This is a genomic window from Gluconacetobacter liquefaciens, assembly GCF_003350405.1.
In the GTDB taxonomy this organism is placed as follows: domain Bacteria; phylum Pseudomonadota; class Alphaproteobacteria; order Acetobacterales; family Acetobacteraceae; genus Gluconacetobacter; species Gluconacetobacter liquefaciens.
This window is the reverse complement of sequence record NZ_QQAW01000014.1, coordinates 28,331-46,171: the sequence shown is the minus strand read 5'-3', so window position 1 is coordinate 46,171 and position 17,841 is coordinate 28,331. Positions and strand designations below refer to the sequence as shown.

The 17,841-nt window shown below is 67.0% G+C and carries 14 protein-coding genes; 9 read left to right on the top strand and 5 right to left on the bottom strand.

What is annotated here, in order from left to right; translation table 11 throughout:
- Positions 1-28 precede the first annotated feature (28 nt).
- Positions 29-1,513 (bottom strand): ATP-binding protein, encoded by a 1,485-nt coding sequence (locus tag C7453_RS16940; RefSeq protein WP_174787999.1) that lies wholly within the window; start codon positions 1,511-1,513, stop codon positions 29-31.
- Positions 1,514-1,561: 48 nt separating this feature from the next.
- Positions 1,562-2,284 carry a response regulator gene (locus C7453_RS16935; RefSeq protein ID WP_114729188.1) on the bottom strand — a complete coding sequence of 241 codons (723 nt, stop codon included), beginning with the start codon at positions 2,282-2,284 and terminating at the stop codon, positions 1,562-1,564.
- Between the two features lie 147 nt (positions 2,285-2,431).
- Here C7453_RS16935 and C7453_RS16930 point away from each other — a divergent pair, with 147 nt between their 5' ends.
- The gene (locus C7453_RS16930) at positions 2,432-3,226 is read left to right on the top strand and encodes a PRC-barrel domain-containing protein (protein WP_114729186.1); all 795 of its coding nucleotides are present in this window, start codon (positions 2,432-2,434) and stop codon (positions 3,224-3,226) included.
- Positions 3,227-3,290: 64 nt separating this feature from the next.
- Positions 3,291-4,568, top strand: coding sequence for an MFS transporter (locus C7453_RS16925; RefSeq protein WP_245949121.1), 1,278 nt, complete (start codon positions 3,291-3,293; stop codon positions 4,566-4,568).
- Positions 4,569-4,656: 88 nt separating this feature from the next.
- Here the strand turns inward: C7453_RS16925 and C7453_RS16920 are convergent, their stop codons facing one another.
- Entirely contained in the window at positions 4,657-5,691 is a 1,035-nt protein-coding gene (locus tag C7453_RS16920) for a cysteine synthase A (RefSeq protein WP_114729184.1), read from the bottom strand.
- Positions 5,692-5,804: 113 nt separating this feature from the next.
- Here C7453_RS16920 and C7453_RS16915 point away from each other — a divergent pair, with 113 nt between their 5' ends.
- On the top strand, positions 5,805-6,212 hold the full coding sequence (locus C7453_RS16915) for a rhodanese-like domain-containing protein (protein ID WP_114729235.1): 408 nt from the start codon (positions 5,805-5,807) through the stop codon (positions 6,210-6,212).
- 134 nt (positions 6,213-6,346) lie between these two features.
- Here C7453_RS16915 and C7453_RS16910 read toward each other — a convergent pair whose 3' ends face one another.
- On the bottom strand, positions 6,347-6,700 hold the full coding sequence (locus C7453_RS16910) for a hypothetical protein (RefSeq protein ID WP_211311098.1): 354 nt from the start codon (positions 6,698-6,700) through the stop codon (positions 6,347-6,349).
- Between the two features lie 158 nt (positions 6,701-6,858).
- Positions 6,859-8,262: an MFS transporter gene (locus C7453_RS16905; RefSeq protein WP_245949120.1), complete on the bottom strand. Its 1,404-nt coding sequence runs from the start codon at positions 8,260-8,262 to the stop codon at positions 6,859-6,861.
- Between the two features lie 121 nt (positions 8,263-8,383).
- On the opposite strand from C7453_RS16905, the gene C7453_RS16900 reads away from it, so the two are divergent.
- The 6 genes from C7453_RS16900 to C7453_RS16875 all read left to right on the top strand — a co-directional run bounded on the left by C7453_RS16900 (position 8,384) and on the right by C7453_RS16875 (position 17,722).
- A complete protein-coding gene (locus C7453_RS16900; RefSeq protein ID WP_170143266.1) occupies positions 8,384-8,950 on the top strand; it encodes an RNA polymerase sigma factor in 567 nt (188 codons plus the stop codon).
- Positions 8,919-9,875 (top strand): FecR/PupR family sigma factor regulator, encoded by a 957-nt coding sequence (locus tag C7453_RS16895; RefSeq protein WP_170143265.1) that lies wholly within the window; start codon positions 8,919-8,921, stop codon positions 9,873-9,875. Before C7453_RS16900 ends, C7453_RS16895 begins: the two co-directional genes overlap by 32 nt.
- A gap of 122 nt (positions 9,876-9,997) precedes the next feature.
- Positions 9,998-12,757, top strand: a complete 2,760-nt coding sequence (locus C7453_RS16890; RefSeq protein WP_114729176.1) for a TonB-dependent receptor domain-containing protein — start codon at positions 9,998-10,000, stop codon at positions 12,755-12,757.
- The gene (locus C7453_RS19200; protein ID WP_211311097.1) at positions 12,757-15,039 is read left to right on the top strand and encodes a Ca2+-dependent phosphoinositide-specific phospholipase C; all 2,283 of its coding nucleotides are present in this window, start codon (positions 12,757-12,759) and stop codon (positions 15,037-15,039) included. The genes C7453_RS16890 and C7453_RS19200 overlap by 1 nt, the downstream gene beginning before the upstream one ends.
- Positions 15,036-17,234: a GH92 family glycosyl hydrolase gene (locus tag C7453_RS16880; protein ID WP_211311096.1), complete on the top strand. Its 2,199-nt coding sequence runs from the start codon at positions 15,036-15,038 to the stop codon at positions 17,232-17,234. The genes C7453_RS19200 and C7453_RS16880 overlap by 4 nt, the downstream gene beginning before the upstream one ends.
- Complete coding sequence (locus C7453_RS16875) at positions 17,231-17,722, top strand: hypothetical protein (protein ID WP_141289086.1); 492 nt, start codon at positions 17,231-17,233, stop codon at positions 17,720-17,722. The genes C7453_RS16880 and C7453_RS16875 overlap by 4 nt, the downstream gene beginning before the upstream one ends.
- Positions 17,723-17,841 lie beyond the last annotated feature (119 nt).

Here is a 17,841-nt window from a genome sequence, read left to right as displayed (position 1 = left end):
ATGCGCGTGCCAAAACCCAGGCTCTGCTTTAGCAGACCAGCGTGACGGTGGCGCGCAGGCCGTGCGGCATGCGGTTGCCCAGGCGGATGTCGCCGCCGAGGCCCCAGATGATGTTGCGGGCGATGGCCAGGCCGAGGCCGGTGCCGCCGGTTTCGCGGTTGCGGCTGACCTCGGCGCGGACGAACGGCTCGAACATCCGGTTCAGGTCTTCGGGCGGCAGGCCGGGACCGTCATCCTCGATCAGGACCGTGACCAGGCGTTCGCCCTCGTTGCCCGGTTGCGGGGCTTCCAGCGTGACCTGTGCGCCGCCGCCATAGAGAATGGCGTTCTGGATCAGGTTGTTGAGCGCGCGTTTCAGCGATACGGGGCGGGCCTCGATCGTGACCGTGGGCGGCGGTTCGGTGAAGCCGATCGCCTCGGCGTGGTCGGGGTGGGTTTCGGCGGCTTCGTCCAGGATGGTCTGGAGCAGGGCGGTCAGGTCCAGCCGGCCCATCGGTTCGCGCCGCGACGTGTCGCGGCCGAAGGCGAGGGTGGCGGAGACCATGGCCTCCAGTTCGTCGAGATCGGCCAGGAATTTGTTGCGCAGTTCGTCGTCCTCGACGAATTCGGCGCGCAGTTTCAGCCGGGTGATCGGGGTGCGCAGGTCGTGGCCGATCGCCGTGAGCATCAGGGTGCGGTCGGTCAGGAAACGCCGGATGCGGCTGGCCATGGTGTTGAAGGCCTGGGCCGCGCGGGCGATTTCCAGCGGTCCGTCCTCGGACATCGGCGGGGCGTTGACGTCGCGACCGAGAGCCTCGGCCGCCGCCGCCAGGGTGCCGACGGGGGCGACCAGCCGCCGCACGCCCCAGACGATCAGCACGCTGCCGGCCACCGTCATCAGCGCGAAGGCGGTGGGGAAGGTAGGGGAGCGGAACGGGTTGGGCGAGGGCAGGGTGTAGCGGATGGTCAGCCACCGGGTCTCGTCGGGCAGCAGGAAGGCCACCGCCCTGCCGGCTGCGCCATGGGGCGGTGTGCCGAACAGGATCTGCCGGGGCCGCAGGTGGGCCGGCAGCGGCGGCAGGCCCTGGGGGCCCCGGGGGAAAGGAGGCTGGCCAAATGGCTGCCGGTCGAAAGGCGGGTGCCCGAAGGGAGGCTGGCCCATATGCATGTGGGCCATCGGGTCGTCGGCCGTCTGGTCGACCATGTCGGGATCGGGGCCGGGAGTGAGGGTGATGTGGAAGGTCGCGGGCGGGTGCAGCGCCGCAAGTTCGGCCGCGCGATTCTCCGGTTGGGTTTCGACGATCGAGCGGTAGATCATGCCGACATGATTCTGGCTTTCCTGCTGGATCATGCGGCGGTCGAAATCGATGCGGTCGAGCGCGTGGACGCCCAGGCCGATGGCCTCGATGATGCCCAGCCCCACGATCAGCAGCAGGCTGGTGCGGGCGGCCAGCGAACGGGGCAGGAACCAGCGGAGCATGCGGCGGGGAAGGGCACGCGCTTCGGCGGCCGGCCCCGGATCGGCGGCGTTCATTCAGTTCGGGTCATGGGGTCGGGGCATGCGCTTGGGCATAGAGCGCATTTAACGGCGTTCGACGTCGGATGCCAGCACGTAGCCGCCGCCGCGGACGGTCTTGATCAACTGTGCGTTGCGGCCGTTATCTTCCAGCTTGCGGCGCAGGCGGCTGATGGCGACGTCGATCGCGCGGTCGAAGGGGCCGGCCTGGCGGCCACGCAGCAGGTCGAACAGCATGTCGCGGGTCAGCACCCGGTTGGCGCGGTCGAGCAGGGCAATCAGCAGGTCGTATTCGCCGCCGGTCAGCGCGACCTCGGTGCCGTCGGGGTTGAGCAGGCGCCGGCGCGTGGCGTCCAGCGTCCAGCCCGAGAAATGGAGGCATTGGGTGTGGCCGTCGGGGCCGCGCGTGATGGGGGCTTCGCTCGTGCGGCGCAGGATAGCGCGGATTCGCGCCAGCAATTCGCGCGGGTTGAAGGGTTTGGCCAGGTAATCGTCGGCCCCCATTTCCAGCCCGATGATGCGATCGGTCTCGTCGCCCATCGCCGTGAGCATGATGATGGGGACATTGGCCTGTTCGCGCAGCCAGCGGGCGAGTTCCAGCCCGGTTTCGCCGGGCAGCATCAGGTCCAGCACCACGATCTGGTAATGGCCGGCCTGCCATGCCTTGCGGGTTTCACGCCCATCACGCGCCGTGGTGACGCGGAACATGTTGCGTTCGAGGAAACGGGCGAGAAGATCGCGGATTTCGCGGTCGTCATCGACGACCAGAATGTGAGGCATGGGCTCCATGCCTCTACTTTACCGCTCTTTTTCGGCCCGTGCAGCCGATGTTTCATTCGGTTGCAATTGGAGGGGAGCGGGCCTGTGGAAAAAAAAACGGTCCAGACCCCCTCGAAGCCTGTGACAGGAGCGCCCGGTTCATGCACAGGATTGGGGATGGAACATTCCACCCTGTCCCCGGTCGCGCGTACGCCCGGCCGTTTCGTGCGTCCGGCGGCTCTGTTCGGTGCGCTGTCGGTTCTTCTCGTCCTGTCGTCCGGTGCTGCGCGCGCGGCGGAGCCGGTGGCGCCGATGCCGGCTGGCGCGCCGGGGGGGGGCTTTGTCGGCGATCCCGCGCGGGACATGCCGACCGGTGACCAGCCCGAACTGACGGCACCGCCGCCGCCGGCCCTGCTGGTGCCGGCGTCGCCCCGACCGGAGCAGGCGCATGGCGCGGCGGCCACAGCCACGCACCGGCTGGGCAGCCTGATCGACCGTGACGTGGTGGCGCCGGATGGCAACCATGTGGGGCAGGTGATCGACGTGCTGCTGGACCAGGAAGGGCATCCGGCCGCCGCCGTGGTGGATGTCGGGGGCTTTCTGGGAGTGGGCAACCGGCGTGTGGCCATTGCCTGGGATGCGTTCGTGATGGGCGGGCTGACGGAAAAAAGCCCGGTCAAACTGCGCATCGATGCCGCCAGTGTGCGCTCGGCGCCGGCTTATGACGCGACGTCGATGGATGTGAAGGTGATTCAGGCGCCGCCGCCCGCGCCCACGCCCGCAGGGCCGGCCGCGCCGGTGGCGGCCCCGGTAGCCCCGGTCGTAGCACCGGCGGAAGCCGAGCCGGGGCCGGTTTCGGTCGAGCCCCAGCCTGCGCCGCCGCCGCTGGTGCCCGGTGCCGTGGGCGGCGGGGGAGACGGCCCGCCGGAGGGACATGCGTCTTCGGGACGGTCGGGGTTCATGGCGCGATGATCCTGCATGATGAACGGTGTGCGGCGATTCACCGCACCCTGAGGCGGCACGGGGACGGCCCTGCGTGAAACTGCCCAGGAACAGCCAGCGCGGGCTGGATTTGCTCAATTTCTTCGTCGGAAACCTGCAGGCTTCTTTCGGCTCGTTCATCGCGGTGTATCTGACCGGTGCCCACTGGACGCAGGGGCAGATCGGCTATGTGCTCAGCATCGGGTCGATTACCGCCATGGTCAGCCAGGTTCCGGCGGGCATGCTGGTCGACCGGCTGCGCGACAAGCATCGCGTTGCGGCGCTCTCGATCCTGGCCGTGATCTTCTCCTGCCTGCTGCTGGCCATCTTTCCCCAGCAATTGCCGGTGGCGCTGGCCGAGGTGCTGCATGGGCTGGCGAGCTGTACGCTGACGCCTGCGATCGGCGCGATTACGCTGGCGGTGGTGGCGGCGCAGGTGCTGCGCCTGCCCGATGATGGCAAGGGGCTGCTGGGCGAGCGTTTCGGCCGCAATGCCAGTTTTGCCTCGATCGGCAATGCCATCGGCTCCGGGCTGATGGGGGCGGTGGGGTACTGGGTTTCGCCGCAGGCCACGTTCTTTCTCGGTGCCGCGCTGGCGATGCCGGGGTTGCTGGCGCTGATGATGATCGAGCCGGTCGAAGCCGCGGCCTCGATCAACACCGCCGCCGTGGCCGAGGGCGAGCGGCCGCCGCGCACCAAGGGCGCGATGTGGGAATTGCTGCGCGACCGGCGGCTGTTCGCCTTTGCGATCTGCGTTGCCTTCTTCCATCTGTCGGCGGCGGGTATCCTGTCGCTGGCGGCTGGGCAGGTGACCAAGGACGCAGGCAACATCGCCGAGATCGTGATCGCGGCCTGCATCCTGCTGCCGCAGTTGGTCGGGGCGGTGCTGTCGCCGATCATCGGCCGGCTGGCGGAAACGGTCGGGCGGCGCCCCGTGATGCTGGTGACGTTCGCCACCCTGCCGCTGCGTGCGGCCCTGCTGGCGACGACCTCCAACCCCTATCTGATCATCGCGATCCAGTTGCTGGATGGGGTCAGTTCGTCGTCATTCGGGGTGATGATGCCGCTGGTGGCCGCCGACCTGACGCGCATCAGCGGCCGGTTCAACATGTGCATGGGGATTCTGGGGCTGGCCATGGGGGCGGGGGCCAGCTTCTCGACCTCGCTGGCCGGTACGGTGGCCGACCGCTCGGTTTCGCTGGCGTTCCTGATCCTGGCGGGGGCCGGGCTGGTCTGCGTGATTCTGGTCGCGCTGCTGATGGGCGATACGTCGCGCCGGGATGCGGCGCCGGCCGTCGCCGGAGGGAAGGATACGGCCGAAGGGGTGTCGTAAGGACGTCGCTCTTGCGCCCACTTGGCTGGTGCTTTTGATACCGGTCACCCTGCCGGATCGCCGGCAGGGTGACTGTGCAGACGGCCTTTCAGGCGAGCCAGGACGGGACGGGCAGGTTCTTCTCGCGCAGGAAGGCGGGGTTGAACAGCTTGGACTGGTAGCGGCTGCCGCCGTCGCACAGGATGGTGACGATGGTGTGGCCGGGGCCCATCTGGCGTGCCACGCGGATGGCCGCGGCGACGTTGATGCCCGATGAGCCGCCGATCGACAGGCCTTCGTGGATCAGCAGGTCGTAGATCAGGTCCAGCGCCTCGGCGTCGGGGATACGTTCGGCGTCGTCGATGGCGATGCCTTCCAGGTTGCCGGTGACGCGCGACTGGCCGATGCCCTCAGTGATTGACCCGCCGCTGATGCTCATGTCGCCGGACTTCACCCAGCCATACAGGGCCGAGCCTTCCGGGTCGGCCAGCACGATGCGGGGGCGGGCGCGGCCTGCAGCGCGGGCGGAATCCTCCAGCCCCAGCGTGATGCCGGCCAGCGTGCCGCCGGTGCCGCAGGAGCAGGTGAAGGCGTCGATTTTCCCTTCGGTCTGGGTCCAGATCTCGGGGCCGGTGGTCGTGCGGTGACCTTCGCGGTTGGCGAGGTTGTCGAACTGGTTGGCCCAGACCGCGCCCGTTTCCTCGGCCAGGCGGCGGGAGACGTGGACGTAGTTGCCCGGATCGCGGAACGGCTTGGCCGGCACCAGGCGCAGGTCGGCGCCGATCATGCGCAGGAAGTCGATCTTCTCCTGACTCTGGGTCTCGGGCATGACGATCACCGAGCGGTAGCCGCGTGCGTTGGCGACCAGCGTGAGGCCGATTCCGGTATTGCCCGCCGTGCCCTCGACCACCGTGCCGCCGGGCTTGAGCACGCCCCGACGCTCGGCGTCGTCGATGATGGCCAGGGCGGCGCGGTCCTTGACCGAGCCGCCGGGATTCATGAATTCCGCCTTGCCCAGGATCTCGCAGCCCGTCAGTTCCGACGCGCGCCGCAGGCGGATCAGCGGCGTGTGGCCGATCGCGGCAGTCATGTCGGGGGACGAGGTCGTCCAGCCGATCGGGGCGGGATTTGCACTTTGGCCCATAACGCAGCACCTTCTCCGCAACGTGCGTGGCAGCCTGTGGCTGCCGGAATGCGCCCGGCCAGGGCCGGGCGGCCGTCATGCGCACAATGTGCATTCTTGCGATGGGACACAAGATGATCGAGGACGTAGCCCCCACCCGGACCTGGGACGAACTGGGCAGCCGCCCGCAGGCGCAACTGGTCGACGTGCGCACCGACGCGGAATGGATGTTCGTGGGCCTGCCCGACCTGGCCTCGGTCGGCAAGCAGGTGATCCCGGTTTCGTGGCAGGGCCTCAGCGGCCAGCCGAACCCGCGTTTCCTGGAGCAGCTTCAGGCGGCGGGGCTGACGCCGGAGCATGAGATCCATTTCATCTGCCGTTCCGGCGCGCGCAGCCATTCCGCCGCCATGGCGGCGCGGATGGCGGGGTTCACGCATGTGTTCAACGTGGCTGGTGGATTCGAAGGGCCGCTGGATGCGGAGGGCCATCGGGGCTCCAAGGCCGGATGGAAGGCTGATGGCCTGCCCTGGCGCCAGAACTAGAGTATATCCTGTTTGAATACGTGTATTCAAACAGGACCTGCCCCAGGCCGGAAACAGACCGGAACCATGGCTGAAAAATGCGGGCGGGCAGCGATTCGCCTTCTGGCCCCCTGACTCTTCGGCCTGAGAGTGCGTCAGGGGCTCTCGCAGGTTTTCGTCATGTGATCGAAGAACCGGCCATTGGTGCAGACCGCGTCCGGCGAGGTTGCCGGCGGAGGAACAGGCTGGGCAGGGGACGGTTGGGCAGGATAAGGCTGCGGCGGATAGGGCTGCGCGGGGTACGGCTGCGGAGGCGATGGGGGATAGCCATATCGTCCGGAGAGATGGACCGCGCCCTGATTGTCCGCCGGCGGAGCATAAGCGGACGGATTGCCGCCGGGCCTGCCATCATACAGGCCATAACCTGCCCCATAAGCTGTGGCGTTGCTGCCGACATCGCTCTGGACCTGTGCCCGGGCAGGGACGACTGCCACACCCTGCATGATCATGATTGCTCCGAACATCAGCAATCGCCGCATCTTTCGACCTCCATCAGATCCTGTGGTGCAGTCTATACGTGTGAATCGCGGCCGGTGTTCCTGCGACAGGTGTCAGGGTTGCAATGCGTGTTGCGTGGGGGCGGGCGCTTTTTGCCGACAGGCCGTGATCAGGACGCCTTGCGGAGGGCGGCGCCGGCGGTGCGGTCCAGCCGGAGATAGCTCGGGATCGAGAGGATCAGCGGGATGGCGACGATCAGGAACGCCCAGTGGAAATCGGCCGAGGTGAAGGCGTCGGTGGAGGGGTGTTCGTCGCGCAGGGTCGCGATCAGCCGCAGGGTGAGGGCGGCGAAGGCGACAGCCATGCCGATGCACATCTGCTGGCTGACGCTGAGCAGCGTGCTGGCGGCGCCTTTTTCCTGGGCGCCGATATCGGCATAGCCCAGGGTGGCCAGCAGCGTGTACTGCATGGAGCGCGTGACGCCGCAGCCCAGCAGTACCAGCAGCAGGAGCGTGACCGGGGTGGCCGGCACCATCGTGCCGGCCAGCAGCACGAACAGCGCGCCCAGGGCGGCGTTGATGGCGGCAGTGGTGCGGAAGCCGAAATGCTGGAGGATGCGGGTGGTGAACATCTTCATGCCCAGATTGCCCAGCGCGAAGGCCAGCATCAGCGCGCCGGCATGGAAGGCGGTGAGGCCGAAGCCGATCTGGAGCAGCAACGGCACCAGGTAGGGGATGGCGTCGATCGTCAGACGTGAAAGCGTGCCCGCCAGCACCGTGATGGCGAAGGTGGGGTGGCGCATCAGCCGGAAATCGAGCAGCGGATGCGCGCGGCCCGCCGCATGGCGCAGGGTGGCGGTGCCCAGCAGCAGGCCGCCGCCGAACAGCAGGGTGGCCAGCAGGGGGCTGGCCTGCGTGTTGCTGGCCAGTTCGGTGCCCAGCAGGATGGCGGTGAGCGAGACGCCGCCCAGCACGAAGCCGCCCCAGTCCAGCGGGCGGCGTTCGCCGAACTGCTGCGGCACCACGGCGAAGATGACGCCCAGAACAGCCAGGCCCAGCGGCAGGTTGATGAAGAAGATCCAGTGCCAGCTTGCGAAGGTGACGATCATGCCGCCGACCGTGGGGCCGACCACAGGGGCGGCGACCGCCGGCCAGGTGATGGTGGAGATGGCCTGGATCATGCGGCTGGTTTCGGTATTGCGCACCACGATGAAGCGCCCGACCGGCACCATCATGGCGCCGCCCAGTCCCTGGAGCACCCGTGCCGCGACGAACATGGACACGCTGCCGGCGAAGCCGCAGAGCACCGAGGCGGCGGTGAAGACCGTGACCGCCGTGGCGAAGATGGTGCGCGAGCCGAAACGGTCGGCCATCCAGCCGCTGATCGGGATGAAGACCGCCAGCGTCAGCATATACGCCGTCATGCCCAGGCTGAGTTCGTTGGGGCCGACATGGAAGCTGCGCGCCATCGCCGGCAGCGCCGTGGCGATGATGGTGGAGTCCAGATACTCCATGAAGAAAGTGGCGGCGACGATGTAGGGCAGGATCGGCATGGGCGGACCATACCGCGCCATGCGCCGGACTTCCATGCCGTCGGGGCCGATCGGGCGGGGCGGGTTGTCACGAGTTTATCACATTTCCCGCGCGGGCGGCGTGTTATCGACGCGCCGTCCTTTTGCGACTGGATATGGTCTATTGCTTCCCGAAGAGCGCAATCATTGGCTGGCGACCCATGTTCTTCCGCATGAGGGGGATGTGCGGAGATGGTTGCGGCGTTTTTCGGGGATCGAGATCGACGACATCATCCAGCAGGCCTGGGTCGAGCTTGCCGAAGCCGATCCTGCTTCCATCAGATTTCCGCGCGCATGGTTTTTTGGTGTGGCGCGTCATCTGGTTCTTCAACACTATCGCAAGGCACGGATCGTTTCGTTCGATTCCCTGACGGATTTTTCCGGTGCGGAGATTCCCGACCTGGGGCAGGCGGTCGAACGGTCGGTGACTGCGCGACAGGAACTGCGTTTTCTCGATCAGGTCGCGCGCGACCTGCCGGATCGGTGCCGGGACGTGTTCGTGTTGCGTCGCTTTTATGGATATTCACAACGCGAATGTGCGCTTCACCTGAATGTTTCGGAGAATGTGGTCGAAAAGCAGCTTGCCAGGGCGCTCAGGATCATCGGCACGGCCTATGCCGGCAGGGATCTGCCCGCGCAGGGCAGCGGATTTGGGCCCGGTGACCTGCGAAGTGGAAAATCCAACGCCTGACACGATCGCCGCGAACTGGGTGATGCGGATGGATCGCGCCGCGCTGAGCGCGGGCGAGCAGGCCGACCTGGACCGGTGGCTGGGGGCCGATATCCGCCACCGTGGGGCGATGATCCGCGCGCAGGTGGTCTGGCAGGCGACGGAGCGCGCGGCGGCCCTGAAGCCCGGTGCGGGCGTGCCGACACCCGAAGCCTGCCGCCCGCCGGAGGCGTTCGCGTTCCTGCATGCCCGGCCGGCCCCGGTGCGGCGGCTTTCGCGCCGGGCGATGGTGGCGGCCTCGGCGGCGCTGATGATCGGCGCCCGGCCGGCGCCCTCGCGCGAGATGGGGCGCTTTTTCAGCGTGCGGGATGCGGCGCCGCGCTCGGTGGCGATTGCGGATGGGACGGTTCGGCTGGACTGTTTCTCCGGCCTGCTGGTCGGCGGGGCGGATGCGCGGCTGCTGGACGGGCGGTGCGTGGTGTCGAGCCGGCGCGAGGCGCGGCTGGATGCCGGTGGCCTGATCTTTCGCTCCGTGGGGCGGATGCAGGTCTCGATCGCGGGGGAGAAGACGGTCGGCCTGCTGCTCTCCGGCAGTGCGGTGGCGATCCGGCGGGGAACCGGGGAGCGCTTTATGCTGCATGCCGGGGATTGCCTGACCATGGTGGCCGATGCGGCCCCCCGGCTGCACGCCCTGACGGCGGAAGAACTGGCGCGTGCCACCAACTGGGAGCGCGGCGTGGTGGAATTGCAGGGCGAGACGCTTGGCGATGCCGCCGCGATCTTCAACCGCTATAACAGCAGGAAACTGGTGGTGCATGGGCAGGCCGGCGGGCGCGTGCTGATGGGATCGTTCGCGCTTGACGACCCCGATGCGTTCGCGCGGGTGGCACGTAGCGTGCTGCATGTCGATTACGTGGGATCGCCGGGGCGGCTGGATATTTTCTGATCCCTGTCGGTCGTCATTCAAGCGGGTCGTCATTTAACTTTCACAAAAACGGGAGGCGGAAATCCGGGGCGCGGGGCAACTCACTGGTGTTCTCCACCCTATGAAAAGCCCGGATAGATCCAGTGAAAAGAAAGACCCTGCGTCGTCGCCTCTCGTTCTGTGCCGCTTTTCCATCCGTTCATCTCCTTGGCGCGGCCGTGGCATCGGTGAGCATGCTGCCGCATGTGGCCGTTGCCCAGTCATCGGCCGAGAAGGATTTTGCCATTCCGGCGCAATCGCTTTCCTCTGCCCTGACGCAGTTCAGCCGCCAGTCGGGCGTGCATGTGGCGGTGGATGGGCATGATGTGGAAAATGTCCGCTCCAGCACCGTACAAGGGAAGAAGACGCCCGAGCAGGCGCTGGACGAGATGCTCAAGGGAACCGGCGTTGCCCTGCGGTCGAAGGCTGACGGGGTGTGGCTGCTTCAGCGCGCCGCGCCGGCCGCGGTGACGCCGGCCGCGCTGCCGGAAGGCGAGGCTGTGATCGTGACCGGTCGTGCGTCCAGCAAGCAGCAGCGGAAGATCGACGCCAGCTATGCGATCACCACCATTTCGCAGGAAGATCTGCGGGTGCGCGGGACCTCTTCGGTGTCCGAGGCGCTGAAGAACACGCCGGGTTTCTGGGTCGAAGCCTCGGGCGGTGAAGTGGGGGCCAATATCCGGGCGCGCGGTATTCCGGTGGATGGGTATGGATCGGTCCAGCTTGAGGAGGACGGGCTGCCGGTGCAGTCGGACCCGGCGCTGGGATATCTGAACGCCGATGATTCGTTTCGGATCGACGAGACGATGAAGCAGATCCAGGTGGTGCGCGGCGGGCCGAGTTCCATCGTGGCGCAGAATGCGCCGGGTGGGCTGGTCAATTTCCTGTCGCGGCGGGGCACCCGAAAGCTGTCGGGACTGGCCAAGCAGACCTTCGGCGATGACGGGCTGTACCGCACCGATGCGTGGCTGGGTGGGCCTGCCGGCGCGTGGCGCTGGAGCCTGGGCGGGTTCTACCGGGTGGAAAACGGTGTGCGCGACCCCGGTTTCCGTGCCAATTCGGGGGGGCAGATCCGGGCCAATATCAGCCGCGATTTCAGCCATGGCGGCAGCGTCTTCGTCGATTACAAGCACATGGACGACCGGACCGCTTTTTTTACCGATATCCCCGTGACCTATGACAAGTCGGGTAACATCACGTCGCTGTCCGGATTCAATGCCAATACCGGTGATTATTCGTCTTCCGCGCTGAAAAACGTCTACCTGCCTGGTCCCGGTGGCAGCACGAAACATATCGACCTGCAAAGCGGCATTCACATCAACCTTCATCAGGTGACGGCGGGCTTCAAGCACGATCTGGCCGATGGCTGGCATCTGTCGGACACGTTCCGTTATCGCGCCATGAATGCCACCTGGACCGTGCTGTCGCCCAGCGCGGTGACGGATGCCGACAAGCGCCTGGCCGGCCTGGGCGATGCCGGGTCGATGTTCGCCGGCGCCACGAGCTGGCAATTGCGCTATGCGAACGACCCAAGCCAGCAATTCTCCTCGGCCATGACGGGGAACAATTATGTCACCGATGCCTCGCTGCGCGCGGTGTGGATGAACGAGCATGAGGTCATGAATGACTTCAAGCTGGAAAAATCCTTCTCGTTCCTCGGCCATCACGACGTGGCGATGGGCGCGTTCGTGACCTATTTCAACGAGGATTTCACCCGCTATTCGGCGAACATGCTGCTGGATACCACGTCGCATGCTCAGGCACTGAATATCGATGCCGTTGACGCAGCGGGCAATGTCGTGGGGTCGACCACGCAGAACGGCTATACCCGCTACGGCACCGAATTTGCCAACGGGCATGGCAATGATACCGACGTGGCGGGTTATGCGACCGACGAGTGGGCCATTACGAAGAAGCTGCGCGTGGATGCCGGTGTGCGCTACGAGGCGCAGCGGACCAGCGGGCTGGTCGAGGGCAGCCAGAGTGTGGTGGCGGGGTCCGGGGCCTATATGGCGAACATGCTTTCGGGCAACGGGGTCTATACGCCCTATCATGCCAGTTTCGCCGGTTTTGGCGGCACGATCGGCGTGAATTATCAGTTGCAGCCCAATCTGGGCTTCTTCGCCCGGTTTACCCGTGCCTATCGCCTGCCCAGCCTGGCCTCGTTCATCACCAACCCGGTGGCGGTGCCGATCACGCAGAAGATCTTCATGTATGAAGGCGGTGTGAAATATCAGTCGCGCTACGCGGATCTTTTCCTGACCGGGTTCAATACCGACTATCCCAGCTACGGGATCAACAATCTGGTCTTCGACGTGAAGACGGGCTCGTACAACCAGCAGGCGATCACGGCGACCACCCATACCTACGGGCTGGAGTTCGAAGGGACGATCCGCCCCAGCCAGTATTTCGACGTGGTGTTTTCCGGCACCGCGCAGAATGCGCGCTTTGGCAAGATGCGCTATCTGGTGCTGAGCAACGGGTCGCCCAATCTGCTGGATTATACCGGCAACCATCTGCTGCGGACGCCGCCGGTGATGTTTCGCGTGACGCCGCGCCTGCATCTGCTGGATGGCAAGCTGCTGTTGCAGGCCGATATCGAGCATTACGGCCTGCGCTATGCCGACGTGGCCAACAGCCAGCGCCTGCCGGCCTATACGGTGATCAATTTCGGCGCGACCTATGCGATCACGCCTTATCTGACCTTTAATCTTTCCGGACAGAACCTCAATAACTCTCTGGGTCTGACGGAGGGCAATCCGCGTGCGGGCGAGGTGCTGAGTTCGCAGGCCGGGCAGAATGTCTTCCTGGCGCGGCCGATCCTGGGCCGGAACTTCCGCATGTCGCTGATGGGCCAGTTCTGATGCCCGTCTCGTTCTCCCGTCACGCCGGTCGCGTGACGGGGGCCGCCTGTCTGGCGGCGCTGTGCCTGGTGCTGGCGGGGCCGCCTGTCGCGCGGGCGGCGGAGGGGCCGCGACTGGACCAGATCCAGGTGATCGGGTCGCATAACAGCTACCATGCCGGGCTGGCACCTTCGATCGCTGCACTGCTGGCGCGGCGCGACTCGGCTTCGGCGCAGGGGCTGGACTATGCCCATGCGGACCTGCCGACGCAGTTCGATCATGGTATCCGGCAGATCGAGCTGGATATTTACGCCGATGCGGCGGGGGGACGGTTTGCGCACCCACGATCGGCGCGCTGGCTGGCGGAGGCGGGGTTGCCGCCTGCCGATACGGGCAATGCAGCCCTGATGCGCCGGCTCGGCTTCAAGGTGATGCATATCCCCGATATCGACCAGCGGGCCACCTGCGAGCCGTTGCTGGCCTGTCTGGGGCAGGTGCGGGCGTGGTCGCGGGCGCATCCGGGGCATCTGCCGCTGTTCGTGCTGCTGGAGGTCGAACAGGGCAAGCGCGCGCCGCTGACCGAGCCCGAGCCTTTTACCTGGCGGACTTTCGATGCGCTGGAGAGGGAGATCCGCTCGGTGTTCGCGCCGGGTGAGGTGCTGACGCCGGACCAGGTACGGGGGAATGCGCCGAGCCTGCGCGCGGCCGTTGCGGCGCATGGCTGGCCGGGCGTGGATGCCGCGCGGGGGAAGGTGGTCTTTCTGCTCGACCAGCGGTCGAACCGGGAACTGTATCTGAAGGGGCATCCGGGTCTGCGGGGTCGGGTCGCGTTTACCAACGCGCCGCCGGAGGCCGACGATGCCGCCTTTACGGAACTGAATGACGGGCCGCCCGAGGCGATTGCGGACCTGGTGCGGCGGCATATGCTGGTGCGCACGCGCGCCGACGCCAATACGATGGAGGGGCGCAGCGGCGACCCGACGCGGCGGGATGCGGCCCTGGCCAGCGGTGCCCAACTGGTCAGCACCGACTATCCCGATTTCGAGCCCGCGCGTTGGACGGGATATCGCGTGGGGTTCGGGACCGGGCTGGCGGCGCGGTGCAACCCGGTGAGCGCGCCGGCTTCGTGCCGGGATGCGGCGATCGAGCCGCGAGCGCCCGAGGCGCTGCGCCTGCGCAAGCTGATATTGGTGGTGCGGCATGGCCTGCGCTCGCCGCTGGCGGATCAGGTGCCGTCGCGGGCGGTGATCGACCATGTGTGGCCGGTGTGGAGCGGGGTGCCTGGCGACCTGACGCCCGAGGGGGTGGCGCAGATGCGCGGGCTCGGGGTGTGGGAACGCGCGCTGATGGCCGGCAACGACATGGCGGGACTGGTGGCCGGCGGGTGCCCGGCGCCGGATATGCTGCGGTTGCGGGCCAATTCCAGCCGGCGGACGGTTGCGAGTGCGGAGGCGTTTGCCGCCGGCTTTGCGCCCGGTTGCCCGGTCGCGATCGTGCATGAGTCGATCGGGGTGCCGGACAGGGTGTTCTCGCCGCTGGAGGCCGACCGGCCTGGGGATCTGCGGGCGCTGCTGCCGGCCTTGCGGGCGGAGGCGGCTGCCGCCGGCCTGCTGGCGGGGCCGCCGCGCGAGGGGCTGTCGGCGCTGCGGCGTCTGGCCGGTTGTCCGGGGCGGGGGGCGCTGTGCGCCGATGACGGGGTGCCGGCGGTGCTGGATGTCGATGCATCGGGGCAGCATCTGACGCTTTCCGGATCGCTGTTGCCGGCGTCGTCGGTGGCGGAAGCGATCATGCTGGGGTCGCTGTCCGGCCAGCCGGCGGCAAGGATGGCTTGGGGCGCGCTGGATGACGGGACGTTTGCCCGCCTGTCGGAACTGCATGCGGCGATGCTGCATGTGATGACCGGGTTGCCCTCGCTGGCGCCGGTGCTCAGTCGGCCTCTGCGGGCGGCGATCGCGGCCGAGATGACCCATGCCGACGGGCCGGCGCTGGCGGTGTGGATGGGGCATGACAGCACCATCGTGCCGTTGCTGGCGCAGCTTGGCCTGCATGTGCATGCGCCGGGTTATGCGATGGATGACGTGCCCGTGGGCAGTGCGCTGGGGTTTGCCCTGCTGACGGATGCGCAGGGTGGGCACCCGGCGGTGCGGGTGCTGTTCCAGTCGCAGATGCCTGCGCGGCTGCGGGCGGGGGATGGGGCGTATCCGCCGGATATGGCGTATCTGGCGGTGCCCGGCTGTGGCGGGGCGGCAGTGTGCCCGCTGGCGACCTTTACCCGGCTTCTGGACGGGGGAGCCTCACCGTGAGCCGATATGCCGTTCTTGCCGCTGCTATTCTGGGGTTTGCCGGTGGGTTTGCCAGTGGGGCGGCGCGTGCGGGGGATCTGGTCGATCTGGTGCATCCGCTGATCGGGACCGGTGGTGGACCGATCGGGTATGGCCGCACGATGCCGGTGGTGACGCCGCCTTTCGGCATGACGGGCTGGGTGGCGCAGACCCGGCAGAGCGGGCATCCGGGACTATCGTATTATCACAGGGACCGCGCCATTTCCGGTTTTGTCGGCACCCATCAGGCGGCACTGTGGATGGGGGATTATGGCGATGTCGTGATCATGCCCGAAAGCGGCGAGGCGCGGAGCGGGCTGGCCGAGCGGGCATTGCCGTTCAGCTACCGGGACGAGGAGGCGCGGCCGGATTATTACCGGGTGGTGATGGGGACGGGCGGGCAGGCGATCCGTGCCGAGATGACGGCGGCGGCGCATTCGGCGCTGTTCCGCTTCGTCTTTCCGGCCGGTGCGGCGCGGCGGGTGATGGTCGAGGCCAGCCGGCCGGGGATTGCGGGTGGCGTGTCGGTGGATGAGGCGAAGGGGGAAATCACCGGATATAATCCCCGTCGTTCGGATGCCGATCTGGGGCCGCTGAAGCTGCCCCGGTTTCGCGGCTATTTCGTCGTGCAGTTCAGCCGGCCGGCGAAGATGACCACCTATCCGGCCACGCCGGCGCCGGACCGGAGCACGGGGGCGTTCGCGACGTTCGATGCCGGAGCGGATGCCGTGGAGGTGCGTGTGGGCACGTCCTTCATCAGTGTGGAACAGGCGCGGGAGAATCTGCGGCGGGAGATTCCGGGATGGGATTTCGAGACCCTGCGCAGGACGCTGCACGATGCCTGGCAGGAGAAGCTGGACAGGATCGCGGTAGAGGGGTTGAGCGGGGAGCAGCAGTATATCTTTTATACCGCGCTGTACCATGCGCTGCTCTATCCGCGCTCGCTTTCGGAATATGGGCGCTATTACAGCGCGTTTGACGACCAGGTGCATGCGGGCGAGAGCTATACCGATTTTGCGACCTGGGATGTGTTCCGTGCCGAGTTCAGCCTGCTGACGCTGGTGGCGCCCGAGCGGATCGGCGGGATGGTGCAGGCCCTGTTGCAGGATTACCAGCAGGGGGGCTGGATGCCGAAATGGCCCAATCCGTCCTATACCAACATCATGATCGGCACCCATGCGGATTCGCTGGTGGCGGAGGCGATCGGCAAGGGATTTGCCGGGTTCGACCGGGCGCTGGCCTGGGAGGCCGTGCGCAAGGATGCGACGGTGCCGCCCGATGGCGACGCCACCAACGACTGGCGCGACCGCAAGCCGGGCACGCCCTTCGAGGCGCGGGGCGGGCTGAGTTATGCGCTGCGGCTGGGCTATGTGCCGGCCGACCGGACGGCGGAATCCGCGTCCAGCACGCTGGACGATGCGTATGACGACTGGTGCGTGGCCCAGGTGGCCAGGGCTGTGGGCAGGCAGGACGATTACGAACGTTTCCTGCGCCGGTCGAAGAATTACCGGATGCTGTTCAATCCGGCCACGCGGTTCATGCAGGCACGCAATCTTGACGGGTCGTGGGCCGACCCGGACGCCGGATGGACCGAGGGCGGAAAGTGGGTCTACACCTTCGACGTGCTGCATGATGTCGGTGGGCTGAGCGGACTGATGGGCGGGCGCGAGGCGCTGGCCGGGCGGCTGGACCGCTATTTCGACGGCAATTACAACTGGCACAGCAACGAGCCGTCGCATCATGTGCCGTATCTTTACGATTTCGTCGGGCAACCGTGGAAAACGCAGGAGCGGGTGCGCGAGATCATGCGCACGGAATATGCCGACCGTGTGTCTGGGCTGGATGGCGACGATGATTGCGGGCAGATGTCGGCCTGGTACGTGTTTTCGGCATTGGGGTTTTATCCGGTGAACCCGGCCTCGGGCATATACATGATCGGGTCGCCGCTGGTTTCGCGCGCGCGGCTGCGGATGGCGGATGGGCGGGTGTTTACCGTCGTGGCGGACCATAATACGGCGGACAATCGGTATATCCGGTCGGCCACGCTGGACGATGTGGCGCTGTCGTCGCCCATGGTGACCTATCGGGACATGATGGATGGCCGCACCCTGCATTTTATCATGGGGGCGAAGCCGAGCCGGTGGGGGGCGTCGTGGGTGGGGCCGGGCGTGCGATGATGAAGGCCATTGTGACGGTGCTGCTCGTGTTTCTGGCCGCTCTGCCGGCGCAGGGGCGGGAGGTGGCCGGGTTTTCCGGGACTTGGTGCCTGGATGAGGGGGAGAGCGATTATCGCGACCTCCAGCAGCCGGAGGCGCGGAGGGATGCGATCGTCGATCATGGCGACCGGATCACGGATGAGATCGTGGCGACGGCACGGGGACGGGCGCAGCATGTGACGCTGGACCTGCCGACCGATGGAAGCGTTGTGCGCTTTCCCGAGCGGACCGTGCTGGGGACCAGCACCCTGCGCACCGCTGCCGCGCGGCGGGAAGGGGGGACGCTGGTCGTGACGCAGGAGGTGCGGACCGGAGATACCCTGCGCGTTGCCGTGATGCGCTGGGCGTTGTCGGCGGATCGGGCGCGGCTGGTCATGACCGTTGCCGCGGAGGACGGGCGGCATGTGGTGGGGACGCTGGTTTTCAGGCGTGGTGTGCCGTCGCGATAAAATGAGGCCGTGTGCGCCGTACGAGAGGGGGGCGGGCGCGTTCTGCTGTTGGCCGCAGGCGGGGCATCGGGCGCTCCGAGACAGGATGTTCTTTTTGCGCAACGGAGTGTGGTGAATTT

Bases quoted from the DNA above. Each gene is read 5' to 3' on its own strand.
- C7453_RS16905 (WP_245949120.1), bottom strand. From the start codon at position 8,262: ATGGCGCGGTATGGTCCGCCCATGCCGATCCTGCCCTACATCGTCGCC.
- C7453_RS19200 (WP_211311097.1), top strand. From the start codon at position 12,757: ATGCCCGTCTCGTTCTCCCGTCACGCCGGTCGCGTGACGGGGGCCGCC.
- C7453_RS16875 (WP_141289086.1), top strand. From the start codon at position 17,231: ATGATGAAGGCCATTGTGACGGTGCTGCTCGTGTTTCTGGCCGCTCTG.
- C7453_RS16930 (WP_114729186.1), top strand. From the start codon at position 2,432: ATGGAACATTCCACCCTGTCCCCGGTCGCGCGTACGCCCGGCCGTTTC.
- C7453_RS16915 (WP_114729235.1), top strand. From the start codon at position 5,805: ATGATCGAGGACGTAGCCCCCACCCGGACCTGGGACGAACTGGGCAGC.
- C7453_RS16940 (WP_174787999.1), bottom strand. From the start codon at position 1,513: ATGAACGCCGCCGATCCGGGGCCGGCCGCCGAAGCGCGTGCCCTTCCC.
- C7453_RS16910 (WP_211311098.1), bottom strand. From the start codon at position 6,700: ATGATCATGCAGGGTGTGGCAGTCGTCCCTGCCCGGGCACAGGTCCAG.
- C7453_RS16935 (WP_114729188.1), bottom strand. From the start codon at position 2,284: ATGGAGCCCATGCCTCACATTCTGGTCGTCGATGACGACCGCGAAATC.
- C7453_RS16920 (WP_114729184.1), bottom strand. From the start codon at position 5,691: ATGGGCCAAAGTGCAAATCCCGCCCCGATCGGCTGGACGACCTCGTCC.